Source organism: Nocardia sp. NPDC004573 (assembly GCF_053602135.1).
In genome coordinates, this window is sequence record NZ_JBSGDA010000005.1 from 1 (window position 1) to 22301 (window position 22301).

At 68.5% G+C, this 22301-nt stretch carries 22 protein-coding genes and 2 pseudogenes; 11 read left to right on the forward strand and 13 right to left on the reverse strand.

Translation table 11 applies throughout. The features are described 5' to 3' along the window. On the forward strand, nucleotides 1-333 hold a 333-nt coding region (locus tag ACWEKR_RS09710), incomplete at its 5' end, for a hypothetical protein (RefSeq protein WP_452354127.1). 57 nt (nucleotides 334-390) lie between these two features. Here the strand turns inward: ACWEKR_RS09710 and ACWEKR_RS09715 are convergent. From ACWEKR_RS09715 to ACWEKR_RS09730, 4 genes are all read right to left on the reverse strand, one after another. Beyond that, on the reverse strand, nucleotides 391-1323 hold the full coding sequence (locus ACWEKR_RS09715) for an undecaprenyl-diphosphate phosphatase (RefSeq protein WP_452354128.1): 933 nt from the start codon (nucleotides 1321-1323) through the stop codon (nucleotides 391-393). Nucleotides 1324-1645: 322 nt separating this feature from the next. Further along, nucleotides 1646-2671: a 4-hydroxy-2-oxovalerate aldolase gene (dmpG, locus tag ACWEKR_RS09720; RefSeq protein ID WP_452354129.1), complete on the reverse strand. Its 1026-nt coding sequence runs from the start codon at nucleotides 2669-2671 to the stop codon at nucleotides 1646-1648. Further along, nucleotides 2668-3648 carry an acetaldehyde dehydrogenase (acetylating) gene (locus ACWEKR_RS09725; protein ID WP_452354130.1) on the reverse strand — a complete coding sequence of 327 codons (981 nt, stop codon included), beginning with the start codon at nucleotides 3646-3648 and terminating at the stop codon, nucleotides 2668-2670. Before ACWEKR_RS09725 ends, dmpG begins: the two co-directional genes overlap by 4 nt. Nucleotides 3649-3653: 5 nt before the next feature. Further along, a complete protein-coding gene (locus ACWEKR_RS09730; RefSeq protein ID WP_452354131.1) occupies nucleotides 3654-4475 on the reverse strand; it encodes a 2-keto-4-pentenoate hydratase in 822 nt (273 codons plus the stop codon). A 200-nt stretch (nucleotides 4476-4675) separates the two neighbouring features. Between ACWEKR_RS09730 and ACWEKR_RS09735 the strand changes: the two genes are divergently transcribed. Continuing rightward, nucleotides 4676-5407: an IclR family transcriptional regulator gene (locus ACWEKR_RS09735; protein WP_452354403.1), complete on the forward strand. Its 732-nt coding sequence runs from the start codon at nucleotides 4676-4678 to the stop codon at nucleotides 5405-5407. 229 nt (nucleotides 5408-5636) lie between these two features. Here the strand turns inward: ACWEKR_RS09735 and ACWEKR_RS09740 are convergent. Next, a pseudogene (locus ACWEKR_RS09740) lies at nucleotides 5637-6096 on the reverse strand (IclR family transcriptional regulator); the annotation flags it as partial. A gap of 446 nt (nucleotides 6097-6542) precedes the next feature. On the opposite strand from ACWEKR_RS09740, the gene ACWEKR_RS09745 reads away from it, so the two are divergent. Continuing rightward, nucleotides 6543-6794 (forward strand): hypothetical protein, encoded by a 252-nt coding sequence (locus tag ACWEKR_RS09745; protein WP_452354132.1) that lies wholly within the window; start codon nucleotides 6543-6545, stop codon nucleotides 6792-6794. Nucleotides 6795-7083: 289 nt separating this feature from the next. Here the strand turns inward: ACWEKR_RS09745 and ACWEKR_RS09750 are convergent, their stop codons facing one another. The 6 genes from ACWEKR_RS09750 to ACWEKR_RS09775 all read right to left on the reverse strand — a co-directional run bounded on the left by ACWEKR_RS09750 (nucleotide 7084) and on the right by ACWEKR_RS09775 (nucleotide 13530). Further along, nucleotides 7084-7224: a hypothetical protein gene (locus tag ACWEKR_RS09750; RefSeq protein ID WP_452354133.1), complete on the reverse strand. Its 141-nt coding sequence runs from the start codon at nucleotides 7222-7224 to the stop codon at nucleotides 7084-7086. 228 nt (nucleotides 7225-7452) lie between these two features. Beyond that, nucleotides 7453-8466, reverse strand: coding sequence for a cytochrome d ubiquinol oxidase subunit II (locus tag ACWEKR_RS09755; protein ID WP_452354134.1), 1014 nt, complete (start codon nucleotides 8464-8466; stop codon nucleotides 7453-7455). 18 nt (nucleotides 8467-8484) lie between these two features. Next, nucleotides 8485-9906, reverse strand: a complete 1422-nt coding sequence (locus ACWEKR_RS09760) for a cytochrome ubiquinol oxidase subunit I (RefSeq protein WP_452354135.1) — start codon at nucleotides 9904-9906, stop codon at nucleotides 8485-8487. Nucleotides 9907-10203: 297 nt separating this feature from the next. Beyond that, nucleotides 10204-11427: an FAD-dependent monooxygenase gene (locus tag ACWEKR_RS09765; protein WP_452354136.1), complete on the reverse strand. Its 1224-nt coding sequence runs from the start codon at nucleotides 11425-11427 to the stop codon at nucleotides 10204-10206. A gap of 531 nt (nucleotides 11428-11958) precedes the next feature. Next, complete coding sequence (locus ACWEKR_RS09770) at nucleotides 11959-13047, reverse strand: NAD(P)-dependent alcohol dehydrogenase (RefSeq protein ID WP_452354404.1); 1089 nt, start codon at nucleotides 13045-13047, stop codon at nucleotides 11959-11961. A 6-nt stretch (nucleotides 13048-13053) separates the two neighbouring features. Beyond that, the gene (locus tag ACWEKR_RS09775; protein WP_452354137.1) at nucleotides 13054-13530 is read right to left on the reverse strand and encodes a DUF4334 domain-containing protein; all 477 of its coding nucleotides are present in this window, start codon (nucleotides 13528-13530) and stop codon (nucleotides 13054-13056) included. Between the two features lie 83 nt (nucleotides 13531-13613). Here ACWEKR_RS09775 and ACWEKR_RS09780 point away from each other — a divergent pair, with 83 nt between their 5' ends. The 4 genes from ACWEKR_RS09780 to ACWEKR_RS09795 all read left to right on the forward strand — a co-directional run bounded on the left by ACWEKR_RS09780 (nucleotide 13614) and on the right by ACWEKR_RS09795 (nucleotide 17382). Further along, on the forward strand, nucleotides 13614-14195 hold the full coding sequence (locus ACWEKR_RS09780; RefSeq protein ID WP_452354138.1) for a TetR family transcriptional regulator: 582 nt from the start codon (nucleotides 13614-13616) through the stop codon (nucleotides 14193-14195). A 126-nt stretch (nucleotides 14196-14321) separates the two neighbouring features. Further along, nucleotides 14322-16307: a glycoside hydrolase family 15 protein gene (locus tag ACWEKR_RS09785; protein ID WP_452354139.1), complete on the forward strand. Its 1986-nt coding sequence runs from the start codon at nucleotides 14322-14324 to the stop codon at nucleotides 16305-16307. A gap of 101 nt (nucleotides 16308-16408) precedes the next feature. Beyond that, nucleotides 16409-17044, forward strand: a complete 636-nt coding sequence (locus ACWEKR_RS09790; RefSeq protein WP_452354140.1) for an MspA family porin — start codon at nucleotides 16409-16411, stop codon at nucleotides 17042-17044. Continuing rightward, a complete protein-coding gene (locus tag ACWEKR_RS09795) occupies nucleotides 17035-17382 on the forward strand; it encodes a hypothetical protein (RefSeq protein ID WP_452354141.1) in 348 nt (115 codons plus the stop codon). The genes ACWEKR_RS09790 and ACWEKR_RS09795 overlap by 10 nt, the downstream gene beginning before the upstream one ends. On the opposite strand, the gene ACWEKR_RS09800 is transcribed toward ACWEKR_RS09795, so the two are convergent. Beyond that, nucleotides 17375-17824 (reverse strand): DUF6463 family protein, encoded by a 450-nt coding sequence (locus ACWEKR_RS09800; protein WP_452354142.1) that lies wholly within the window; start codon nucleotides 17822-17824, stop codon nucleotides 17375-17377. The genes ACWEKR_RS09795 and ACWEKR_RS09800 overlap by 8 nt on opposite strands. A gap of 128 nt (nucleotides 17825-17952) precedes the next feature. On the opposite strand from ACWEKR_RS09800, the gene ACWEKR_RS09805 reads away from it, so the two are divergent. Both ACWEKR_RS09805 and ACWEKR_RS09810 read left to right on the forward strand, forming a co-directional pair. Beyond that, nucleotides 17953-18561, forward strand: a complete 609-nt coding sequence (locus ACWEKR_RS09805) for a TetR/AcrR family transcriptional regulator (protein WP_452354405.1) — start codon at nucleotides 17953-17955, stop codon at nucleotides 18559-18561. Between the two features lie 507 nt (nucleotides 18562-19068). Further along, nucleotides 19069-19374, forward strand: a pseudogene (locus ACWEKR_RS09810) (F420-dependent methylene-tetrahydromethanopterin reductase); the annotation flags it as partial. A gap of 163 nt (nucleotides 19375-19537) precedes the next feature. Here ACWEKR_RS09810 and ACWEKR_RS09815 read toward each other — a convergent pair. After that, the gene (locus tag ACWEKR_RS09815; RefSeq protein WP_452354143.1) at nucleotides 19538-20395 is read right to left on the reverse strand and encodes a MerR family transcriptional regulator; all 858 of its coding nucleotides are present in this window, start codon (nucleotides 20393-20395) and stop codon (nucleotides 19538-19540) included. A 218-nt stretch (nucleotides 20396-20613) separates the two neighbouring features. Between ACWEKR_RS09815 and ACWEKR_RS09820 the strand changes: the two genes are divergently transcribed. Then, a complete protein-coding gene (locus ACWEKR_RS09820) occupies nucleotides 20614-21108 on the forward strand; it encodes a DUF6764 family protein (protein ID WP_452354144.1) in 495 nt (164 codons plus the stop codon). A gap of 63 nt (nucleotides 21109-21171) precedes the next feature. Then, nucleotides 21172-22290, forward strand: a complete 1119-nt coding sequence (locus ACWEKR_RS09825; RefSeq protein WP_452354145.1) for a polyprenyl synthetase family protein — start codon at nucleotides 21172-21174, stop codon at nucleotides 22288-22290. Nucleotides 22291-22301 lie beyond the last annotated feature (11 nt).

Below are 22301 nucleotides of genomic sequence, written 5' to 3' on the forward strand. Positions count from 1 at the left end.
GACGCCCTGGACTGGCTCGCCCTCGACGACCCCACCCTCGTCGCCGAGATCGCCGCCGAATCCCCCCGCCCGGTCACCTACGCCCACCGCACCCGCGCCCTGCGCGGCAGCGATCCGGCTTTCGTCGGGGAGCAGATCCTGAGCTACGACGACTTGGCGGCCGCCTCCGCGCAATTGCGCGACCGCGCCGAACTCACCTACGAGTCCGAAATAGTGCAGCACGAGGAACCGGGATTGTCCGCCGCTGTGATCGAACTGGTCGCCGCGGGCACGGTCGGCGCATCGGTCGTCCTGGACGACGACAGTGCGGTGCCGACGGGCGAATGCGCGTAACCCGATTGATCGGCCCGGCTCGCCGGAGCCGGGCCGTCGACCTCCGGCGAGGCGAGCTCAGCCGAAGTGGACGAGTGAGACAGTCCCCGCGGCAATGCAATACACCGCGAACGGCAAGAGGGTGCGGGTCTGGAAGTACCGCTCCAGGAATCGTACTGCCAGCCAGGACGACACCCCGGAGACGATCGCGCCGACCAGCACCGGCCCTCGGATACCGTCGGTCTCCGGGCCCACCAGTTCGGGAATCTCGAGCAGACCCGCACCCAGAATCGCCGGGGTGGCCAGCAGGAACGCGAACTTGGCCGCGTGCTCGTGCGCGAGACCACGCCACAAACCGCCGACCATGGTCAGGCCCGCCCGGCTGAAACCGGTCAGCAGCGCGCCGACCTGGGCGAAGCCGATCCCCAGTGCATCCGGTGCCCCGAGGGCGGCCAGCGGCCGGTCGGATTGGCGACGGGTCTCCGCCTCGGCGGTGAGCGTGCCGCGCCGGGCCTCCTGCCGGGCGAACCGTCGGCCGTATTCGGCCAGGGACGGCTCGTTTCGTCGGCGCAGCCCCTCGCCGATGATCAGCACGACACCATTGAGCGCCAGGAAGAAAGCGGCGTAGACGGGCGTCCCGAACAAGGCGTGCAGCGGATGCTCCAGCAGGAAGCCGAGGACGCCGACGGGAATGGTGGCGATGACGATCAGCCACGCCAGCCGCTGCGGAATGGTGTCGAGCCGCCCGGTGCGCAGCGTGGTGAACAGACCCGCGACGATCGCGCACCAGTCGCGCCAGTAGTAGCCGAGCAGCGCCACCGCGGTCGCCACGTGCAGCGCCACCACGAACGCCAGATACGGTGTGCCGGACTCGCCCTCGCCGGTGAGCTTCGCCCAATCACCGCCCAGCCATGCCGCGACCAGCACGGAATGGCCGAGGCTGGAAATCGGGAACAGTTCGGTGACACCCTGCACCGCGCCGATGACAGTCGCTTGAAAGTAAGTGAGCATCGTCTCCGAGTCTCGCACGCGCGCAACGCAATCATGGGACAGCCTCGGCTCGGTCGAGAATCGGTCGACGACGGCTCTCCGTCGCGGCCTGGCAACGCTGCGGCAGTGCCGTGCGGTCGAAGCCGTGGACGGACCCGCACAGGACGGCGAGCCGGTGTAGGCAGCCGGTCGATCGGAAGGAATCGACCGGCCGTCGGCAGCGAGGTGTGAGTCTGTCGCTCGCCAGAGTGTCTACGTGTCGATGACGTTGCCGCGCCGTGCGTCCGGATCGCGTCCGCGCCCGAACGGTGTCGATGAGCCACCATCGGAGAGGTCGACGCGTTCAGTCCGCGGCGCGGCCGGTTCCGGCGAGCAAGTCGAGGGCGATGTCCACGATGAGATCCTCTTGCCCGCCGACCAGCCCGCGGCGTCCCACCTCGAGCAGTATCGTGCGCACGTCTATCCCGTGCCGCCGCGAGGCGGTTTCGGCATGCCGCAGGAAGGAGGAGTAGACCCCGGCGTACCCGAGAGTCAGGGTTTCCCGGTCGACGCGCACCGGGCGATCCTGCAATGGCCGCACCAGGTCGTCGGCGGCGTCTTGCAGGGCGAACAGATCGCAGTTGTGCTTCCAGCCGTGCAGGTCGGCGACGGCGACGAACGGTTCGATCGGGCAGTTGCCCGCACCGGCCCCGTGTCCGGCGAGCGAGGCGTCCACTCGGGTGACGCCTTCCTCCACCGCCACAACGGAATTGGCCACCGACAACGACAGGTTCTCATGCGCGTGGATGCCGATCTCGGTGGCCGGATCGAGCACCTGACGGTAGGCGCGGACCCGGTCACGAACGCCGTTCATGGTCAACCGGCCGCCCGAGTCGGTAACGTAGACGCACTGCGCGCCATAGGATTCCATCAGTTTCGCTTGCTCGGCCAGGCGGGCGGGTTCGGCCATGTGCGACATCATCAGGAACCCGGAGACGTCCATGCCGAGCTCCCGGGCGGTGGCGATGTGCTGGGCGGACACGTCGGCTTCGGTGCAGTGGGTGGCCACGCGCACCGACCGGACGCCCAGCCGGTAGGCGTGCTTCAGTTCTTCGATGGTGCCGATGCCGGGCAACAGCAGAGAGGTCAGCCGGGCGTGCGTCAGGTTCGCGGCGGCGGCTTCGATCCACTCCCAATCGGTATTGCTGCCCGGACCGTAGTTCAGGCTACCTCCGGCGAGACCGTCGCCGTGGGCGACTTCGATGCCGTCGACCCCCGCCGCGTCGAGCGCGGCCACGATCCGCCCGACGTCGTCGGGCGTGATGCGGTGGCGCACCGCGTGCATGCCGTCCCGGAGTGTGACGTCTTGGATGAACAGCTGAGTGGTCATCGGAGCGCTCCCCGTTCTGCCGGTGCGGCGATCGTGTCGGCGACGGATTCGGCGTAGCGCACGGCCGCCGAGGTCATGATGTCGAGATTGCCCGCATAGGCCGGTAGGTAGTGGGCGGCTCCTTCGACTTCGAGGAAGACCGTCACCTGGTGGGTGGGCGATGCCGCCGCGTCCGGGCCGACCAGGGTGTGCACCGGTTGGTCCTGCGGGACGGGGGTGATCTGCACCTGCTGCTTGAGACGGTAACCGGGCACGTACGCGGCCACCTCCGCGACCATCCGCTCGACCGATTCCCGAATCCCATCTCGCACACCGGGATCGGGAGCGGTGACCAGGCACAGCACCGTATCGCGCATGATCAGCGGCGGGTCGGCCGGATTCAGGATGATGATGGCTTTGCCACGCCGGGCGCCGCCGACCGATTCGATCGCGTGCGCGGTGGTCTCGGTGAACTCGTCGATATTGGCGCGCGTACCCGGGCCAGCGGATTTCGAGGCGATGGACGCGACGATCTCGGCGTAAGCGACCGGTGTGACGCGCGAGATGGCGGCGACGATCGGAATGGTGGCCTGCCCACCGCAGGTCACCATGTTGACGTTCCGAGCATGACGATGTTCGTCGAGGTTCACCGCCGGTACGACGAACGGACCGAGCGCGGCGGGAGTCAGGTCGATCAGGCGTTTGCCGAGCGGCTCCAGCACCGCGGCGTGCGCGGTGTGGGCCTTGGCGGAAGTCGCGTCGAAGATGATGTCGATGTCGTCGAAGTTCGGCAGCTTCAGCAGGCCCTCGACGCCCTCGGCCGTGGTCGGGATCCCGAGCCTGCGGGCGCGGGCGAGGCCGTCGGATCCGGGGTCGATGCCGACCATGGCGCCCATCTTCAGCACCTCCGAGTGCCGGATCACCTTGATCATCAGGTCGGTGCCGATGTTGCCCGACCCGATCACCGCGACTTCGAGCCTGGCAGCGTTGTCGTTCATGGGTTTCACTCCTGGATGAAGGTCGCGGTCACCGAGCCGAGCCCGGTGATCTCCGCGGTGACCGTTGCGGTGCCTTCGATCGCGGCCATCGGTCCGAGCGCTCCGGAGAGAACGATCTGACCTGCCCGCAGGGGACGGCCGAACTCCCGCGTGGTGCGGGCCAGCCAGGTCAGCGCGTGCAGCGGATCGCCGAGGCAGGCCGCGCCGGTCCCCGTCGACACCTCGGCACCGTCGATCGCCATCCGCATCTGCACCGCAACGGGCTCGAAGGAATCGAGGGTGCGGCGGTCGGCGCCGAGAACGAAAAGGCCGCTCGAGGCGTTGTCGGCGACGGTGTCGCCGAAGGTGATGTCCCAGTCGGCAATGCGACTGTCGACGATCTCCAGCGCGGCAACGGCGTAGTCGACCGCGCTGCGCACCTGCTCCGCATCGAGTGGACCGTCGACCAGATCCTCCGCGAGCACGAACGCGATCTCCGCTTCGACCTTCGGTTGCAGCAACCGGGTCAACGGCACGGGCGTGTCCTGCCGATAGGACATGTCGTCGAACAGCACGCCGAAGTCGGGTTGGTCGACGCCGAGCTGTCGCTGCACCGCCGGGGAGGTCAAGCCGATCTTGCGTCCGACGATCTCGGCGCCCGCCGCGATGCGCTCGGCGGTGAGCAGCTCCTGCACCGCGTACGCCGCGGCTATGTCGTCGGCGCCGATCAAATCGCGTATCGGTGCGCACGGGGTGCCGGAGCGGGCGGCGGCGCTGAGCAGGCCGGCCGCGAGCGTGGCGGTGTCCGCGGCCACGGAGCGTCGGTCGAGGTCTGGAGGTGTCGGCATCGGCAGTCCGGATTCTGGTGAGGAGGGTGAAACGGTGGTCCCACTGTCGCCGCGGCCGCGACCGCGTCGCCAGCAATGCGTTCCACTGAGTCGAACGCCCGCGCCGGTAGAGTGAGCCGGGGCCGAAAGTTCGGAGGTCTACGGTGTCATCCGCGTTCGCAGGCCGTGCGGTCGACGGGACGACCGTGCTGGGCAAGATCATGGCGGTGCTCGAGGCGTTCGCCATCGACGACACCGCCTTGAGCCTGGCCGAACTCGCGCGACGGACTCACATGCCGAAGGGCACCTTGCATCGCGTCCTCGCCGACATGGTGACGGTGCGACTGCTCGACCGCACCGATGCCGGGTATCGGCTCGGCGGCCACCTATTCGAGCTGGGTATGCGCGCGTCGGTCGAGCGGAGTCTGCTCGAGGTGGCCATTCCGTTCCTGGAGGAGCTGAACGCCCGTATGCACGAGACCACGCATCTGGGCGTTATCGACGGCATGGAGGTCGTGTACCTGACGAAGATCGGCGGGCGCAGGCAGGCCAGTGCTCCGTCGCGGATCGGGGGGCGCATGCCGGTGCACTGCACAGCCATCGGCAAGGTGCTGCTGGCCAACGCGGATCCGGCACTTCGCGACCGAGTGCTGGCCGGACCGCTTCGTCGCTACACCCCGCGGACGATGGTCCTGCCGGGCACGTTGCGCAAGCAGCTCGATCGCATCGCGGCCGACGACGTGGCCTTCGAATTCGAGGAATCGACTCCCGGCCTCGTGTGCGTGGCCGCCCCGGTTCGTGAAGGAGACCGAGTAGTGGCCGCGATCAGCGTGGCAGGGCCGTCCCACCGGTTCCATCCCGATGCCCACGCGGCCTCCGTCCGCGCGGCGGCCGAGGGCATCGGACTCACCCTTACCCGGCGGGCTCGAATGTTGCGCACACCGCCGCCCTGAGCGCAGCGCACGAAGGCGACCCCGTCCGGCCCATGTCCGATCGAGTGTTTGTAAGAAACCCGGCAGCGCAGGCACACCAGATGTGTCCGGCTGGGGTAGATACACATGTGCGCAGGGTACATTCGAGGCTCTGTCGGGTCGAGCCGTTTCGGCCCTGGGCTGCACGGCATCAGGTCCGGATTCCTGAAAGTCACGCTTAAGGCGCGGCTATCGCAGATCGACTTTCGCGTCGGTCGACCACTTGCGCGACCACATCGCCGGCGGAGAACGGCAGAATCGCCTTGCCCGTCGCGGTCGCGTACAGCGGCAGCCGGCCCGCCACCCGCGTCGGGATCTCCACCGCGCCGTGACCGGACAGCTTCTCGATATAAAGCACATCCAGACCGTCGGGATCGCGAAATACACCGTCGCGCCGGTCGCGCCTGCAGTTCCTGCAGATACGGCAGGGCCGCGTCGCGGAGAACCCGTTGCGTGGGGACCAACTGCCCCAGCTCGAACAGGCGCAGGCCGAGCCGATACTTCGTTCCTGCGCGGTCCAAGACACCCCACTCGACCAGAGCGTTCGCCAGCCGATGCGTCGTCGCCTTGGCTACGCCGCCGCGGCGGGACAGTTCAGTGAGCGACAAGGCCACCGAGTCGGCGTCGAACGCTTCGAGTAGCAACCGCGCTTTGCCCAGTACCGATTGCATCGTCGAGCGCCTCCGACAAACCCAGGCGGTCCACCCGCCGGACCAAGCCATACCGTTGCGTATTCGTCGCTGGTGATTTACCCACCGCGGTGCTCAGGCGCTCGAAACCGAGCGCAGGCAGGCCCGAAACGCGTTCAAGATAAGTTCGCTGCCGGGTTCCCATAAGGTATATACATCTGTTACATTACCGATGCGGAGCCTATATAAACACCTGCTGCTCCTCGTCCGTACGACAAAGCCGTCGCAGGACATCCGACCCGACAACGATGTCGGAAGGCCGACAATGCCGTCGGCCGCCCAACGGATTCGCCACCCCCAGGTGCAGGCCCGCCCTCGCATCACCCGGCGTCCAGGCGAGTCGCGCTGCGCGGTGCGGAAAAGGCCGCAACAATCATGGGCGACTCGCCGCCCGATCGGACATTGAGGAGCCGGAGGAAACCATCGACATGCCGATCAACTTCTTGAGTGGGCTCGATTTGATCGCCGCGCTCGACGCGCGCAATGTCGAAGCCCACCTCGCCGACGCCGTCGAGGGCTGTACGGCATGCGCCACGACCTCGCGGCCTGGGCCCGGGTGCCCCGCCGGCATCGCCGCGCAGATCCGCGTCGCCGACTCCGCACCGTCGACGCTGACGGCGATCGAACTGGTCGACAGACTACTCGCCCTGCGCCGGTCACCCGAAGCCTCCGGCCGGTAGCACGGCCGCACGACGCACCAGCGCAGCAGGCCGGTGCGGGTCGCCCTCGAATGAGCGACGCCTGTCCGTCGTTCAGGCGCCGCGGCATCTACTGCGCGTACTCGCGGGAACGCTCGCGCGATCGAGCGGGCGTGCAAGCCGCACCAGACGTCGGCAGCGCGTCTTCGGTCGTCAGCGGCATGATCCGAACGGTGGCTCCCAGAAGATGCGGCGCAGCGCTCGAACGTCCGCGATCCGGTGGACACCCGGCGAACGCAGCCGCGACGGGACGCGAGCCGTCGAGACGGCGTCAGCTCTGCGCCGTGGTCTGCGTGCGGGGGAATCGGTGGCCCATGACATCCGCCCACCATGCGCTCAAAGCGCTGGACTCGGGCCAGATGATCCGGTCTCGGTCGTCGTCGATGCTGGGCACGTTCGCGTCCTCGATCACGATGCAATCCTTTGCGCCATCAATCCTTCGGAAGAAGCACCTCCCGCTCCGGTCATCGAGCGGTGGCACTGATTGCGTACCGACACGACCGCGCTGTCGGGCCGATACGTGCACCGGGTACCACCGGCGACCGTAAACAAACCGTTCTTCCGGTACCTGCTCCGGTTTCCGTCACGCGGTTCTCCTCCGGCGAGGGCGCGGGTCTCAACCGGGCATTCGTTCGGACTTCTACGCCTTTTCCGGGGATCGAGCCGGTTCATCGCGAACCCACGCGTCGGTCTGGGTCAGCCAGAGCAGATAGGCCAGGGCCGGGAGCACCGTGACGGCGGCGACCGCGACCACGGCGAGCAGTCCGACCAGGGTCGCTCGCGCACCCGCGGCATCCTCGATGAGCATCTCGTCGACCAGGATCCACGGCGTCTGCGCGACCGCCCACCCGATGACGATCGCGGCGACCGCGACCGTCGCGGGCACGCGGGCCCACGCGAATCGGCGACGGTACACCAGCACCAGGGTGAGCACACCCGCGGCGGCCGAGAGCGCGATCAGCGGCAAGGCGCGCCCGAGCAGACCGGCGCCCAGTGTCGGTGCATCGTGCCGGATCGGAGCGATCGCGGCGATCGCGACCGCCCCGGTCACGCCACCGACGATCAGCGTGCGGGAGCGCAGGTAACCGGCGAGCGTGTCGTCGCCCGAACGAGCGGCGTCCGCGGTCAGAAAGACTCCGGCCAGGAAGACGGACGTTCCGACCGCCAGCGCCCCGCCCAGGATGGATGTCGGATTCAGCCAGGAATGCACCCGGTCGCCGTATCCCTCGGCGGGCACCCGGCCGGACGCGATCGCGCCGACGGCGGTGCCGAAGAAGAACGGCGTGATGAGCGATGCGCCGGCGAACAAGGCGCCGAACAGGCGAGCCTGGCGCAGGGTCGCGGAGTATTTCCGGAACGCGAAGTTCGCCCCGCGCAGGACGATACCGAGCAAAGCCAGGCTCATCGGGACGAACAAAGTGGTCATGATGGCGGCGAACGCCCTCGGGTAGGCGGTCCACAGGAACACCAGGATGTAGATCAACCAGACGTGATTGGCCTCCCACACCGGCCCGATGCTGTGGTCGATGAGCACGCGCAGGCGGCTGCCGCGCCGGGGCCCGCCCGCGGTCAGGTCCCAGAATCCGGAGCCGAAGTCCGCGCCGGCGAACAGCGCGTAGAACACCACTCCGGTGAACATCGCTGTCGCGACCACGTCCGAAAGGTCCATCGGTCAGGGCTTTCCGACGCTGCGGGCGCGCTGCGCCTGATCGACCGGCGACGCTCCCGGCCCGTACGGGGCGGTGATGGTCGCGGCGCCGGTGCGCCAGCGCCGGGCCATCGAGCGCAGGACGACGATCGCACCCACCGTCATCCCGAGGTACACCAGCAGCACGCTGATATAGCTCCACCACAGGCCGGTGCTGGTGCTGGCGGCGTCGGTGGTGCGCAGCACCTGCCATACCGTCCACGGCTGGCGGCCCACTTCCGTGGCGATCCAGCCGCACTCCAGCGCGAGAATCGCCAAGGGCCCCGCTGCTACCGCAGCGCCCAGGAACCAGCGTTCGGCCAGCGGGTCGCGCCGCCGCCAGCGCAGCAGCCAGAACACGGTCACCATGAGCGCGAGCAGGGTGCCGATGGCGACCATGCTCTGAAAGGCGAGATGGGTGAGGTTGACCGGCGGCCGATCCTCCGGAGGTATGGCGTCCAGACCGGGGACCGGGGCGGTCAGGGAATTGCGGGCGATGATCGAACCCAGGCGCGGAATCTCGAGCGCTCCCCTGACCTCACCGTCGACGAGAATTCCGCCCAATCGCAATGGGGCAGGCCCTTCCGGGACGGGGGCGAGTTCGAACGCGGCCAGCTTGGACGGTTGCGTGTCGTGCACGCGCATCCCGAGCACATGTCCGATGAGGGGCTGCGCGAGCGCGGCGACGGTAGCGAAGACGAACGGGACGGTGAATCCCAGTCGGTGATGTGTGTCGCGGCGGCCCCGCAACAGACCGGCCGCGTAGACCCCGGACACCAGGAACCCGACCACCATGAACGCTCCGACCCACATGTGCGCGAACTGCAGATAGACGCCGTCGTTGAACATCGCCCGCCACGGATTCACGTCGATCACCTCGCCGTCGACGATGCGGAAGCCGGTCGGGTTGTTCATCCACGCGTTGACGCTGACGACGCAGAAGGTGCCGACCACCCCCGCGATGCCCATCGGCACGAGCATGGCGAGGTGCAGGCGGGGCGCCATGCGACCCCAGCCGTAGAGGTAGATGCCCAAGAAGATCGCTTCGATGAAGAACGAGAGCCCTTCGAAGGCGAACGGCAAGCCCAGCACGTCGCCGTAGCGGCCCATCAGTCCCGGCCACAGCAGCCCCATTTCGAAGCTCAGCACCGTTCCGGAGACCGCGCCGATCGCGAACAGGATCGCCGACACCGTTGCCCACCGCTTCGCCAAGCCCAAGGCCGTACGGTCGTCGCGCACGATGCCACGGCGATGCACGACGTAGATCATGGCGGGGAACGCGACCCCGAAGCAGGCGAGCACGATGTGCCAGCCCAGCGAGAACGCCATTTGCTGGCGCGCGGGCAGCAGACCGGGCGGACCCTCTGCCGACGCCTGGTAGAGCGCGGCGAGCGTGCTCGACACCATGGCAGCCCCTTTCCGCATTCACGGGCGCCGCATGCCGCACGCGCATCCGGCCCCTCCGCGGATATCCCCCTTTTGCACCTCGCCAACCACGCGAAGTAGCACGGATCCGAGTGCTCGGCGTAGCGGAGCAGTCGCGTGGAGAGCGCGGACCCGCGCCGTGCTCGAGCCGAGCACCCGTCCGGACGGCCGCAACGGCAGCTGCGACGTTCACGTGGCCGTGTCATCAGGAGGATTGTTCTCTCTGGGAATCGCCGTATCCGGGATAGCGACGGGCCTGTTGTCCGTGGCAACGCGAACCTACGGGTTGGCCGACAAGGTGACCCGCGGCCCGGCAGTGGCCCCGGAGTCCGGCACCCCTGCGTAGTCGGGCAGCTCGACGCCGTTGAGCGCACGCTCGACCAGTTCGGTGAACCATTCGCCCTCGAAATCGATGCTCGGCTCGGCGTCCGAGCCGTGGACGTCGCCGCTGCGCGCGTGCAACCGGCCGATTTCCTGGTTGGCCTCGACGAACGAGCGCATCCGCCGCTCGTAGCCGGCGAACCCGGCCTCCGGGTCCCACCCGGCGGCAGCCAGCTCTCCGGCCAGCAGATAGGCGCCGACCAGGGCCAGCCCAGTGCCCTGCCCGGACATCGGCGACGAACTGAACGCCGCATCCCCGAGCAGCCCCACTCGCCCGCTCGACCAGCGATCCATCACCACCTGGGCGACCTGGTCGAGGTAGAAGTCCGGGGAGTCGTCCAGGTGCGCGAGGATGCGGGGGGTCAACCAGCCGAGGCCTGCCATCCGCTCACGCAGCAGATGCTTCTGGGCCGCGACGTCACGGTAGTCGACTTCGAAGTCGATTGCGGGGAAGGAGAATATGGCCATCGCCCGGGTGGCGTCCTGGATGGGCCGCAGGCCCGCGGAGCGCCCGGACTCCTGGTACTCGAGCAGCCAGCGGTCCAGCCCGAACTCGTTGGGCACACTGTAGAAGGCCAGCACGAGACCGAGATGGCGGACGAACCGCTCGCGCGGCCCGAAGACCATTGCTCGCAGCGCCGAGTGCAGCCCATCCGCCCCGACCACCAGCTCGAAGCGCCGCCGGTCGCCGCCCGCGAAGACCACGTCGACCCCGTCCACGTCCTGGGTGAGTCCGGCGATCCGGTCACCGAAGACGTACTCGACACCGTCGCGGGTGTCGTCGTAGAGCACCCGGGACAGGTCCCCGCGCAGGATCTCGATCTCCGCGATGTACCCGTCGCCGCCATTGTCATCCGCGCGGTAGGTCTCCAGCACGTTCCCGTCCACGTCCACGGTGTGTGCGCCGGCGGTCTCGGTGCAGGCCGCGCGCACCGCCGCGTCCAGCCCCATCCGCCGGATGACTTCCTTGGCCACCCCGCGCGCGTCCACCGCCTGCCCGCCGGGCCGTAGCTCGGCGGCCCGCTCCACCACGGTGACCTCGGCTCCCCGCCGGCGCAGCCAGTGGGCCAGCGCGGGCCCCGCGATACTCGCCCCTGCCACCAACACCCTGGTACCGCTCACTGCGCCCCCTGTGTCCTCGTCCGGATGGTTTTGCTCGTGCTCGAGTCGTCCGTCGCGCGCCGAATTCTGTTGCCCGCGTCAGCGCTTATGCCGTCGAGCGATACGTAAAAGCCCGGAGTCGACTTCCGCATCCAAGTACCTCCGTGTGTTTCTTCCCGCGCTGGAACGGTCCCTGCACAGGCTCACCGCTGTCGATGTATCCAGCGATATCGACGACGGATCCACGCAGAATTCATCGGTGCAGCCGAGATCGTGTCCACCCCGCCTGCCAACGCCCTGAAGCCGGCAATATGGCGCGCCTCGCGGGCCACGTCCCAGTCGCCCCGATCAGCGACCACTCCTTCGAAGACAGGGAGGACCCGCGCTTCCAGCGCGTGAAGGACGAGTCAGCCAATGAGTCGGCCTGCCCGATTCGGCAGAACCCGTGCCATTGCCCGGCGCAGCGCCTGGCGGACCGTGTCGTCGACAACCCGGGCGGCGCCGCTCCGGCGGGAAACAGCGACGCGCGGCGCACGTCTGGCTTCCGTCACCTCACCAGGTCAAGACCGGTTTGACGACCATGCCCGCACGTTGGTCCGCAAGGGCGGCATTGATATCGCGATACGGGTACGTCGTGACGAGCCGGTCGATGGGGAACCGTCCGGCGGCATGCAGGTCCAGCAGGTGCGGGATGAAGGTCGCGGGCACCGCGTCGCCTTCCAGGCAACCGCGAATCGCTTTGCCGCCCAGAACGATGTCCCGCAGGTCTATCTCGGGGACCCCGGTACCCAGGCCTACCGCGACGACGCTGCCGCCGATCGCCGCTCCGGCAGCCGCGGTGGCGAGCACCCGCGCCGACCCGGTGGTGTCGAGAGCGTGCGTCGCCCCGCCGTCGGTCAGCTTTCGAATCGCGGGCACGACATCGTCGGCTGCCGGATCCAGGGCGGCGGTGGCTCCCAGTTCCAGCGCAAGCGCCCGCCGTGCCGGTGACGGTTCCACCACCACCAGTTCGGTGACCTCGCACACCAGCGCCGCCAGCACGCCCGCCATCCCGACCGCGCCCGCGCCGTAGACGACGACGCGGGAGTCCCCGTCTGGGCGCAGCACATTGAGCACCGCTCCGGCGCCGGTCAGGAACCCGCAGCCCAGTGGGGCGAGGACGGCCGGCTCGACTTCGGTGTCGACGACCACGGTGTTGTCGGCGGTGGTCAAGGCATACGCGGCGAGGCTGGATTGCCCGAAGAACCCGTCCCGCACGGGGGTTCCCGCGACGGTGACCCGGGCGGACCGGTCCGCCCGGGCGCCGAATTGATTGAGTTTCGCCGCTCGCACGCAATACGCCGGCCGTCCCGCTCGACAGTTGCGGCACGTGCCGCAGTGCCGGAAGGTCAGCACGACCCGGTCGCCGGGCCGCACACCGGTCACCGCCGCGCCGACGGCCTCCACCATTCCGGCGCCTTCGTGCCCGAGCAGCACCGGATGGTCGGTCGCACCCGCCGCCCTGGTGACCAGATCGGTGTGGCAGATACCGGTGGCCTGGATTCGGACGCGGATCTCGTCGTCCCGGGGGTCATCGATCTCGACGGTTTCGACGGTGAACGGCGTGGCCGGGTCGCGCGAAAGCACCGCGGTGGTGGTCACCATCGGTCAGGCCCGCTCGAGCAGGAAGTAGAAGTACTCGCCGTCGGCGAGCACCAGATCGGGCCGGCCGTTCATGATGCCCATCAGCGTGTTCTCGTCGAGCCATTTGAAGTGGTCGAACACCGGGCGGCTGTCGTAGACCATGGTGGCGGTCACCTCACCGCGGAATTCGATGTTCCACAGCGTGGCTTCCCCACCGCCGCCGAGCTCGACGTTGGAGAACAGCGATCCGTCCTCCGCCCGGCAGATCAACGGCTCCGCGTCCAGCAGACTGTGGAAGGTCTTGCCGTACCAGCGGCTCACCGACAACGCTTTGCGCAGCGGATGCCCGGTCGGGAATGCCGTCCCTTTCCATTCGCCCAGGATGTCCTCGGCGCGCGCTACCGGCAGGCCGGCCCACAACGCGTCCAGCTCGGCCGCCGTCACCCCGCTCTCCCGCTCGGCGAGATGTCGCCAGCCAGTCCCCGCAGAGCCCATAACCATCCTCGTTCCCGGCGCATTCCAGAACCTTTTGGTTCGGCAACTGTATATCCGAACCAAAAGGTTCGGCAAGATAGGATGCGGCCATGCGCGCAGCAGGTCAGGCCACCCGCGAACGAATCCTCGTCGCGGCCAAAGCGGAGTTCGCCCGGTACGGCATCGCCGGAGCGCGCATCAATCGCATCGCCGACGCCGCCAAGGCGAGCAAGGACCGCCTCTACGCGTACTTCGCGGGCAAGGACGAGCTGTACGCGGCGGTCACCGAGGAATGGGTCACCCAGACCACCGACGAGACCGCCCTCGACGCCGCGGACCTGCCCGGTTATGTGGGCCGACTCTTCGACCACTACCTCGCCCACCCCGACAACGCCCGGCTCCAGGCCTGGGCCGAGATCGAACAGACCCACATACCCGCCGCCGAAGAGGCCATCCGCCGGATCATCGCGGGAAAATTGGCCGAGATCCGCCGTGGACAGGACCAGGGGCTGGTCACCGGGGAGTTCCAGCCCATCACCCTGGTCGTCATGCTGACCGACCTCGCTCGCACGGCAGCCATGCACGCCACCCGCACCGACCATCACAACGTCGCCGAACGGCGCGCCGCCACCGTGCTGGCCGCTCGTCGACTGGTCAGCCCGCAGGTGGGCCCGGCGGCGGACCATCGTTAGCGCGCAGTGCTTGCCGAGCCGACCCACCAGGTGGTGGGCTGGGGGCAGCGTCACATCACCCATGTCTCGAGACCGCTCGCGGTGTCTCCCGGGAAGAAAGGCGGTGCAGCAGGTAGGCGCCGGTGGATGACCGGCCGGATCAGCGCCGAGAAGACGAGGGAGAAACGCATGACCGAGTTCGAACGCGCACCGCGGCTCACGGCGTTTCCACGCATCGACGACTACGGGTTCATCTCCGATTGCGAGGTCACCGCGCTGATCTCCCCCAACGGGGCCATCGAGTGGATGTGTCTGCCGCGGATGGACTCTCCGAGTGTCTTCGCGGCCATCCTCGATCGTTCCGCCGGCTCTTTCCGGTTCGCTCCCGCCGACTTCATGGTGCCCACCGATCGCCGCTATATCCCGGGCACGATGGTCATGGAGACGAGCTGGCGCAGCGGCGACGGATGGGCGACGGTGCGCGACGTGCTCCTGGTCGGGCCGTGGCGGCACCAGACACCCGGGCGCAGCGCCCACCGGCGCACGCCCACGGACTACGACGCCGAGCACATCCTGCTGCGGACGGTGCACTGCGAGACCGGGCAGATCCAATTCGGGCTCGATTGCCAACCGGCGTTCGACTACGGCAGGTATCGCGCCCGGTGGAACTACCTCGGCAGTTATTACCTCGCGCAGGCCGGAGCCGACGGGACCGACCTGCAGCTGACGTTGAGCACCGACATGCGCCTGGGCTTGGAAGGCACCCATGCGGTCGCCCGCACCCTGCTGAAGACCGGTGACACGCGCTTCTGCGCGCTGGCCTGGGGAAGTCGCGACGCCCCCGGCGACGTCGAGGAGGCCGAGGAGCGGCTGCTGCGGACGATCCACCACTGGCGGCATTGGCTGGCCGGCGGGCGATTCCCGGACCACCCGTGGACCGCGGAACTCACCCGCAGCGCGCTGACCCTCAAAGGATTGACCTTCGCCCCCACCGGCGCCGTCGCCGCGGCCGCCACCACATCGCTACCGGAAACCCCTGGCGGGGAGCGCAATTGGGACTATCGATATTCCTGGATCCGCGACTCCGCTTTCGCCTTGTGGGGCCTGTACACCCTGGGCTTCACCTGGGAGGCGAACGACTTCTTCTCCTATATCCTCGACCTGACCGAAGAAGCCCGGGACATGCAGATCGTCTACGGCATCGGCGGCGAAACCGACCTCACCGAGCAGACACTCCCCCACCTGCGCGGCTACGACAACGCGAGCCCGGTGCGCATCGGTAACGAGGCATACCGGCAACGCCAGCACGACGTGTGGGGCGCGGCCCTGGACGCGGTCTACCTCTACGGCCGACATCAAGATCAAATCGATGCGCGGGCCTGGCCGCTGCTCGGCCGTGCGGTCAAGAGCGCCCTGACCTACTGGCGTGAGGCCGACCACGGTATCTGGGAGGTTCGCGGCGAGCCTCGGCACTTCACCTCGAGCAAGGTCATGTGCTGGGTCGCCGCCGATCGCGGCGCCCGGCTGGCGCGCATCCAGCAGGACCTGGAACGCGCCCAGCGCTGGCAGAAGGCCGCCGACGAGATCCACGCCGACATCTGCGCCCATGCCGTCGACTCTCGGGGGGTGTTCACCCAGTATTACGGCAGCACGTCGCTGGATGCGTCGACCCTGCTCATCCCCCTGGTTCGTTTCCTGCCGCCCGACGACGAGCGGGTGCGCAACACCGTGCTCGCGATCGCCGAGGAATTGACCGAAGACGGCCTCGTCCTGCGATATCGCGTCGATGAGACCGACGACGGATGCGCCGGGGAAGAAGGCGCTTTCACGATCTGTTCGTTCTGGCTGGTGTCCGCGCTGTCGGAGATCGGCGAGAAGAAGCGCGCGAAGCAGTTGTGCGAGAAACTGCTCGGCTACGCCAGTCCCCTGGGTCTCTACGCCGAGGAAATCGACCCGCGAACCGGCCGGCATTGGGGCAACTACCCGCAGGCGTTCACCCACCTGGCCCTGATCAACGCGGTGATGCACGTCATCCAGGACGAACAAGCGATCCTGCGGCAGGCTCTCGGTGGTGAGTCCATCGCTCCGCGCCTGGACGACGCACCACTCACGCGCGGATATATCCACCGCTGACCCGAGCGGCGAAATTCCTTGCTACTCAGCGGTGGGGGTTTCTCGTATAAGGCCGAGTCACTTACTATCACGTCCGACTGTTAACAGGACTAAGGAATTCATTGAGAGGCTCGACGATGGCGATGCTCGGCATCGCCGCGACCGCGGCTTTCGGCATCACCGCCGCACCCGCGACCGCAGACCAGGTGGCAGACAAATCTCGCTCCGTCGAGACCGAGGACGGCTGGGAGTTGCGGATCAGCAAGACCGCGGAAGACCTGCAGCGCGTACCCAATCTCGCCGCGACGCCGTTCACCCGTGAGGGGTTCGTCACCTTGTCGGCGGCGGCCGATATCGGTGGCGAGGGACGGGAGGCGGTGAACGCCGGGACGCTGCAGTTGGGGTACCAGATCGGCTGCCAGGCCGATGTCTCCAACGGTCTCACCGTGGGCTTGTCCGGGGCGATCGGCCCGAACGCCATGGTGACCGTCGCCCCCTCGCCCGGCCTCGCGGTCGGCGGCAGCGCGCTCGCTCTGCCCAGTATGTCCACGACCATCAAGCCCGGTACCATCACCAGCATCACGCTGGGCACGAAACCGCTTGCGGGGCCGCATGGTTCCATCTCCGTCGATCAGATCCAGATCAAGATCGATGCGTGCGCGGGTGCGGTGAGCCTGCGCTCGTTCGCGATCGTCTCGATCTCCACGGCTACGGCCGACAATTCGGTCGCCGTCTACGGTGACCCGATATGGCTGTGATCGACATGCGGGGCCGGCGGTTGTGGATGGCGCCGCTCGGCGTGTCGGTTTCGCTGATCATCGCCGCGGCCGCCGCCTCCGCCGAGCCGATCGTTCCGGCCGGTCCGGGAGCGGCATGCGGCGAAAGGCAGGGCTCGGCGACAGCCCCTGGATGCGGCAACGACAAGCCCGCACCCGAGACGCGGGGCGGGCCCGCGGCGCCACCGCCCGCGCTGCCGTTGCAGGTGCTGGCGCCTCCGCCCAAAGCGTCGGCGCCCAACACCAATACGCCCGCAGGCGCACTGGTGCCGCCCGCGCCGGGGCCGGGCGGCGGCAGGCCGATCGTGCCGGTCAGGTAGCGCGGAAGGGTACCGGCTCACCCTGATCGGAAGCCGCGGTCTTTCTGGCTGCCACAACGACCAACATCCCGGCGACGGCGCCGACGAAGTACGGGGAGGGCACCAGGAGAACGCCGCCGAGCACACACCATGCCGTGAGCGCCCAGCCGAGGCCCGCGGGCACGGCCACCCCGCGTCCCGCGAGGTGCCAGATCAGCGCGCCGAGCAGGATCAGCGGCACGGAGAAGCTGCCCGGACCCGCCCAGAACGTGAGCTCGTTCTGCAGGGACTGCGTCGTCTGCGTGGTGCCTCCGGGCGTGAGCGGAACGGCTGCCCATAATCCTCGATCGATCCAGCCGGTGACGTCGTCCCAGGAGAAGAGCGTCAGCAGCGCCAGGTGCCCCGTTCCCAGCACGAGCATGATCGCAGCGGCCCAGCGGAGCAATCGCTTTCCGTTGTTCATGGTGACCTCCCGTGTTCCTACTCCGGCGTTCTTCCGGCCGGTCCCACCCCGCCGAAGGCGAAGTGGACGATCGCGACGACGTCCGCCTGGATCACGGTGTGGCCCAAGGTTTATACGGTGCCGTACAGTTGATCTGTACGGTAACGTATAGAACCAGCGCGATCAATGGAGGTGACCCGATTCCCGCTGTGCCCCGCACCACACGAGCCCGCTGGATCGAGGCGGGTCTGACCGCCCTCGCCCGCGGCGGTCCGGACGCCGTCCGCGTCGAGACGCTCGCCGCCGAGCTCGGCGTGACGAAGGGCGGGTTCTACGGGTACTTCGACGGCCGCCCCGCATTGCTCACCGAAATGCTCGACGAGTGGGAACGCCGCTGCTCGACCGAGGTCCTCGCGCAGGCCGAGGCGGAAGGCGGCGACGCCGCCGACCGGATCCGCCGCGCGGGCCGGCTGACCTTCGCCGAGGACCTGCACCGGATCGATCTGGCGGTGCGGACATGGGCTCGCCACGACGAGTCCGTCGCGACCCGCCTGCGGCGTATCGACAACGAGCGAATGGCGTTCTTGCGCAAAATGTTCGGGGCATTCATCACCGACCCCGACGAAATCGAGGCACGAGCCACCCTCACGTTCGCGCTCGCGATCGGCCGCCACTTCATCGTCACCGACCACCCCGGGTACACCAAGCACGAGGCCGTCCAGCTAGCCGGGGAGTACCTTCTGCGTCCGCCGCGGTGAGTCCCGCGAGTATTTCCCACAGCTCGAGCTGATCTCAATCGTTGACACTCGCAGGCCGCCGAACGCCATGCCCCGTATGCCCCTCCGCTAGCTACACGTGGCCATGCCTTTCCCGTTCCCCGGCGACCGTAGCGGCCGACCCCGCCGACGATCGGCCGGACCTCGTCCTGCTCGCTCGGGCCGTCGCGGAGCACGGCCGAGCCGGTTCGCGCGTTGCACAGCGTGCGATTCGCGCATGGAGAGAAACGGGAGAAGGATGGCATCGAACCCACTGCATCTCGGCATCGCCCTCGACGGGGCGGGTTGGCCTCCGGCGGCATGGCGGGAACCGACTCCCGGCCGACCGAGTTGTTCGATCCGCGGTACTGGACGGATCTGGTCGCCACCGCCGAGCGCGCACTGCTCGATTTCGTCGGCATCGAGGACTCACTGCGCGTTCCCGGTGATCGCCACACGCCGTCTGACGAGGCCGTCGATCAGGTGCGAGCCCGGATCGACGCGCATCTGATCGCCGAGGCGAAGAATCTCAACCTGCGCGAGGTGGTGCTCGACCAGTTCGAGCGCGGTCCCCTGGTCGGGACCCCGGCCCAGGTCGCGGAGCAGATCGACGCGTTCGTCCAGAACGACGGATCCGACGGTTTCATCCTCGGATCACACCTGGCGCCGTGGGGTCTGGACGAATTCGTCGACAAGGTGGTTCCGCTGTTGCAGGATCGCGGCGCGCTGCGTACCGCATACACCGGCACCACTCTGCGCGACAATCTCGGTCTCCCGGACGTGCGATCGGCGACAACGGTCCCGGCTCGCAGCTGAGTTCGCCGCTGGGGTCGACGCGGTTGCCGCTCGCCCGGCCGACGGACGACACCGATATGAGCACCCGCCTGCACCAGATGGCTCTCGCGCTGCCACGGTCGCAGTGCGGGTGTTCCGATGTGGGTCGTTCACCAGCGGCCCCTCGGGCCGATAGCGGACAAGATCAGCCGGCGCCCTGCCCGAGGTCACGCAAGATCCCGAGCGCGTCCTCCAGGGTGCGGACGTAGGACACCTCGGGCGGCAACCGGACCGCGGACCACCCCGGTCCGGCGACCAGCACGCGATCGGCGACCTGCCGCACAGCGCGGATCGTCTCCGGCGCGGCGGTCGCGGGCATCTGGGACCAGAGCATGAGCACGCAAGACCGGTCATGGTGGGCGATGGCGTCGGTCAAAGCCGCGTCGGGCACCGCCGCGCCCAGCAGCAACGCGACGATGCCACGCTCGGCCAGCGCGGCGCGCAGCACTTCCAGAGCCAGCACGTGGTCCTCTCCCGCGGTACACGCCAAGAGGATCGGTGGCTGGAAACCCGGACGCCGGACCGGCGGGAACATTCGATGCAGTCCCGCGATCACCGACCAGGACAGCAGGTGCTCCACTTCGATCAGGCCGCGCCCATCGGTTTGCCCGGCCACGATGGTCGCGAACGCCGGACGGCACAGCTCGTTCCACGTCGCGACGACCCCGTCGCGCGCCAGGCGAGCCAGGATGATGGTCAGCGCGACATCGGGTTCCAATCGTTCGACCGCTCCCAGCAGGGCGATGCGGTCCGCTGCCGAGTCCGGCGCTTCGGCGAGCGCTTGCCGCGCGGCTCCCTCGGGCGCCGCACCGGCTCTGACGAGTTCGATCATGCGCCGCAAGGTCGCGATATCCGCTTCGGAATAGCGGCGGTGCACGCCCGGCCGGTCTCGCGGCGGTCCGATCGCGTAGCGCTGATTCCAGCTGCGCAGGGTGGCGACCGGGATGCCGAGTCTCGTCGCCACCGCGCCGACCGTATACCGAGCGGCTTGTTCCTCAGCCATCGCCGGATCGCATCCGCCCCGGGCGGTCACGGCGCGCGATGCCGGGCGTCCAACTCGGCCGGGCTTCGATGACGTCGCAGGGCGAGCTGCTGCCCGGCGGCCTCCGGATCAGCACGTCGTCCGCTCCTTTCCAGAAATTCGACAAGATGCATCGATTTTGCATCAATAGACGCGTAGTGTGAAGCCCTATAAGCCCAAGCTCCCTACCGGAGGACGTCATGGATCGACTCACTCTTACGCGATCACTCGGACTGACAGCCGGCGCCGGGGCGGCCTGGCTGGGTCTGCTGGTCACCGCACCCACCACCACCGCCGCCCCGGCGGAGTGCCCCGCTCCGGGTCCTTCGACGACGCAGGACACCGGCGCGGACGGGTCGTGCTCGGCGAACAGTGGCGCAGGCGGAGCCGCGGCCGCCTATGGCTTCGATGGAGCAGCCAGCGCCGACGCCGAGCCGACCAGCCTATCCCTGGCAATCGCGCAGAACGGCGGCCGAGCGACGTCCGACTCGACGTATCTTTCCGGCCCCGCCGCGATCGCTGTCGGCCCAGGGGCGACCGCCACCACAACCGGCGTGCGCCCCGGATTGTCGATCGGCATCGCGGGGCCGGGCGCAACGGCCGCGGTCACCGGCGTCACGCCGCCGACATGCAGCGGCGGCTTCGCCTTCGCGGGCGACTTCCAAACGTGGCAAGGCTGCTTTTCGCCTCGATAGTGCATCATTATGCGAAGCACGGAGGTGCGGGTGGCTACCCGCGACGTACGAAGGGGATCGGAAATGAGCGGCGTTTCGTCCGAAGCAATCGTGACCGACTGGGGCAGCGCGCTTCCTGTGGTCGGCGCCGGGACCTACTTCTCGCTGTGGCGAGACGCGGTGCGGCGCGCGGTACTCGAGGAAGTCGGTGCTTTTGTTCGGCGAGCTTGCCCGGTCGCGCTGCGTAACCTGGGCGCACAAGACGTTCTGTGCCAGTACGCCCTGGGCGGGAAGTGCTTGCGGTCGACGTTCATGTATCTCGGTTGGCTGTGCGGGGCGCCGGACGACCCGACGGCGCTGCGCGCGGCGGCCGGTCTGGAACTGCTGCACGCGTTCGCGCTGCTGCAGGACGACGTCATGGACCAATCCGCGACCCGTCGCGGGGCCCCGTCGGCCCATGTCCGGTTCGCCGCGGTGCACCGCGACACCGGCGCGCCCGGCTCCTCCGTCCGATACGGCGAGTCCGCCGCCACACTGCTCGCGGACATGTGCCTGGTATGGGCCGAGCAGATGCTGCGGGAAAGCGGCATCGCCGAGTCCGCGCTCGCGCGCGTGTGGCCGCGCTACGACAGCATGCGGGTGGAACTCGCGACGGGTCAGTTCGCGGACCTGCTCAACGACGCGCGCACCGAGCCGCCGCTGGCCGCGGTGCTGGCGATCGCCCGAGCCAAGTCCGGCAACTACACCGTGCGCCGCCCGTTGGAGATGGGCGCCGTGATGGCCGGATGCGACGCGAACGTCCTGGACGCGTTGGGGCGATACGGCGCCGCGGTCGGTGAGGCGTTCCAGTTGCGCGACGACATTCTCGGAATTTTCGGATCCCAGGCCGTGACCGGGAAACCCGCCGATACCGATCTCGGGGAACGCACGGCGACCAGCGTGGTAGTCCTCGCACGGGAGATGGCGACTCCGTCGGCGCGGGCCGAATTGTCGGAACTGCTGCATCGCCCCCGGCTCGGCGCCGCGGCGATCACCCGCGCCCGGACGCTGATCAGCGAGTCCGGTGCCCCCGCGCGGGTCGAGGAGATGATCGCCGAGCGGGTGTGCCGGGCACGCAGTGCACTCGCCCCCGCGCTCTTCGCCGCACCGATGCGCGCCGCCCTCGGGAGCATGGCCGCCGCCTGCACCGAACGCGTCGCCTGACAGGAGGATTT

Coding starts and splice junctions, on each gene's coding strand:
- dmpG (WP_452354129.1), bottom strand. CDS start 2,671: ATGACCACTCAGCTGTTCATCCAAGACGTCACACTCCGGGACGGCATG.
- ACWEKR_RS09715 (WP_452354128.1), bottom strand. CDS start 1,323: ATGCTCACTTACTTTCAAGCGACTGTCATCGGCGCGGTGCAGGGTGTC.
- ACWEKR_RS09825 (WP_452354145.1), top strand. CDS start 21,172: ATGAGCGGCGTTTCGTCCGAAGCAATCGTGACCGACTGGGGCAGCGCG.
- ACWEKR_RS09800 (WP_452354142.1), bottom strand. CDS start 17,824: ATGAACAACGGAAAGCGATTGCTCCGCTGGGCCGCTGCGATCATGCTC.
- ACWEKR_RS09785 (WP_452354139.1), top strand. CDS start 14,322: ATGACCGGCCGGATCAGCGCCGAGAAGACGAGGGAGAAACGCATGACC.
- ACWEKR_RS09780 (WP_452354138.1), top strand. CDS start 13,614: ATGCGCGCAGCAGGTCAGGCCACCCGCGAACGAATCCTCGTCGCGGCC.
- ACWEKR_RS09775 (WP_452354137.1), bottom strand. CDS start 13,530: ATGGTTATGGGCTCTGCGGGGACTGGCTGGCGACATCTCGCCGAGCGG.
- ACWEKR_RS09820 (WP_452354144.1), top strand. CDS start 20,614: ATGGATCGACTCACTCTTACGCGATCACTCGGACTGACAGCCGGCGCC.
- ACWEKR_RS09735 (WP_452354403.1), top strand. CDS start 4,676: ATGGCGGTGCTCGAGGCGTTCGCCATCGACGACACCGCCTTGAGCCTG.
- ACWEKR_RS09760 (WP_452354135.1), bottom strand. CDS start 9,906: ATGGTGTCGAGCACGCTCGCCGCGCTCTACCAGGCGTCGGCAGAGGGT.
- ACWEKR_RS09745 (WP_452354132.1), top strand. CDS start 6,543: ATGCCGATCAACTTCTTGAGTGGGCTCGATTTGATCGCCGCGCTCGAC.
- ACWEKR_RS09795 (WP_452354141.1), top strand. CDS start 17,035: ATGGCTGTGATCGACATGCGGGGCCGGCGGTTGTGGATGGCGCCGCTC.
- ACWEKR_RS09730 (WP_452354131.1), bottom strand. CDS start 4,475: ATGCCGACACCTCCAGACCTCGACCGACGCTCCGTGGCCGCGGACACC.
- ACWEKR_RS09725 (WP_452354130.1), bottom strand. CDS start 3,648: ATGAACGACAACGCTGCCAGGCTCGAAGTCGCGGTGATCGGGTCGGGC.
- ACWEKR_RS09815 (WP_452354143.1), bottom strand. CDS start 20,395: ATGGCTGAGGAACAAGCCGCTCGGTATACGGTCGGCGCGGTGGCGACG.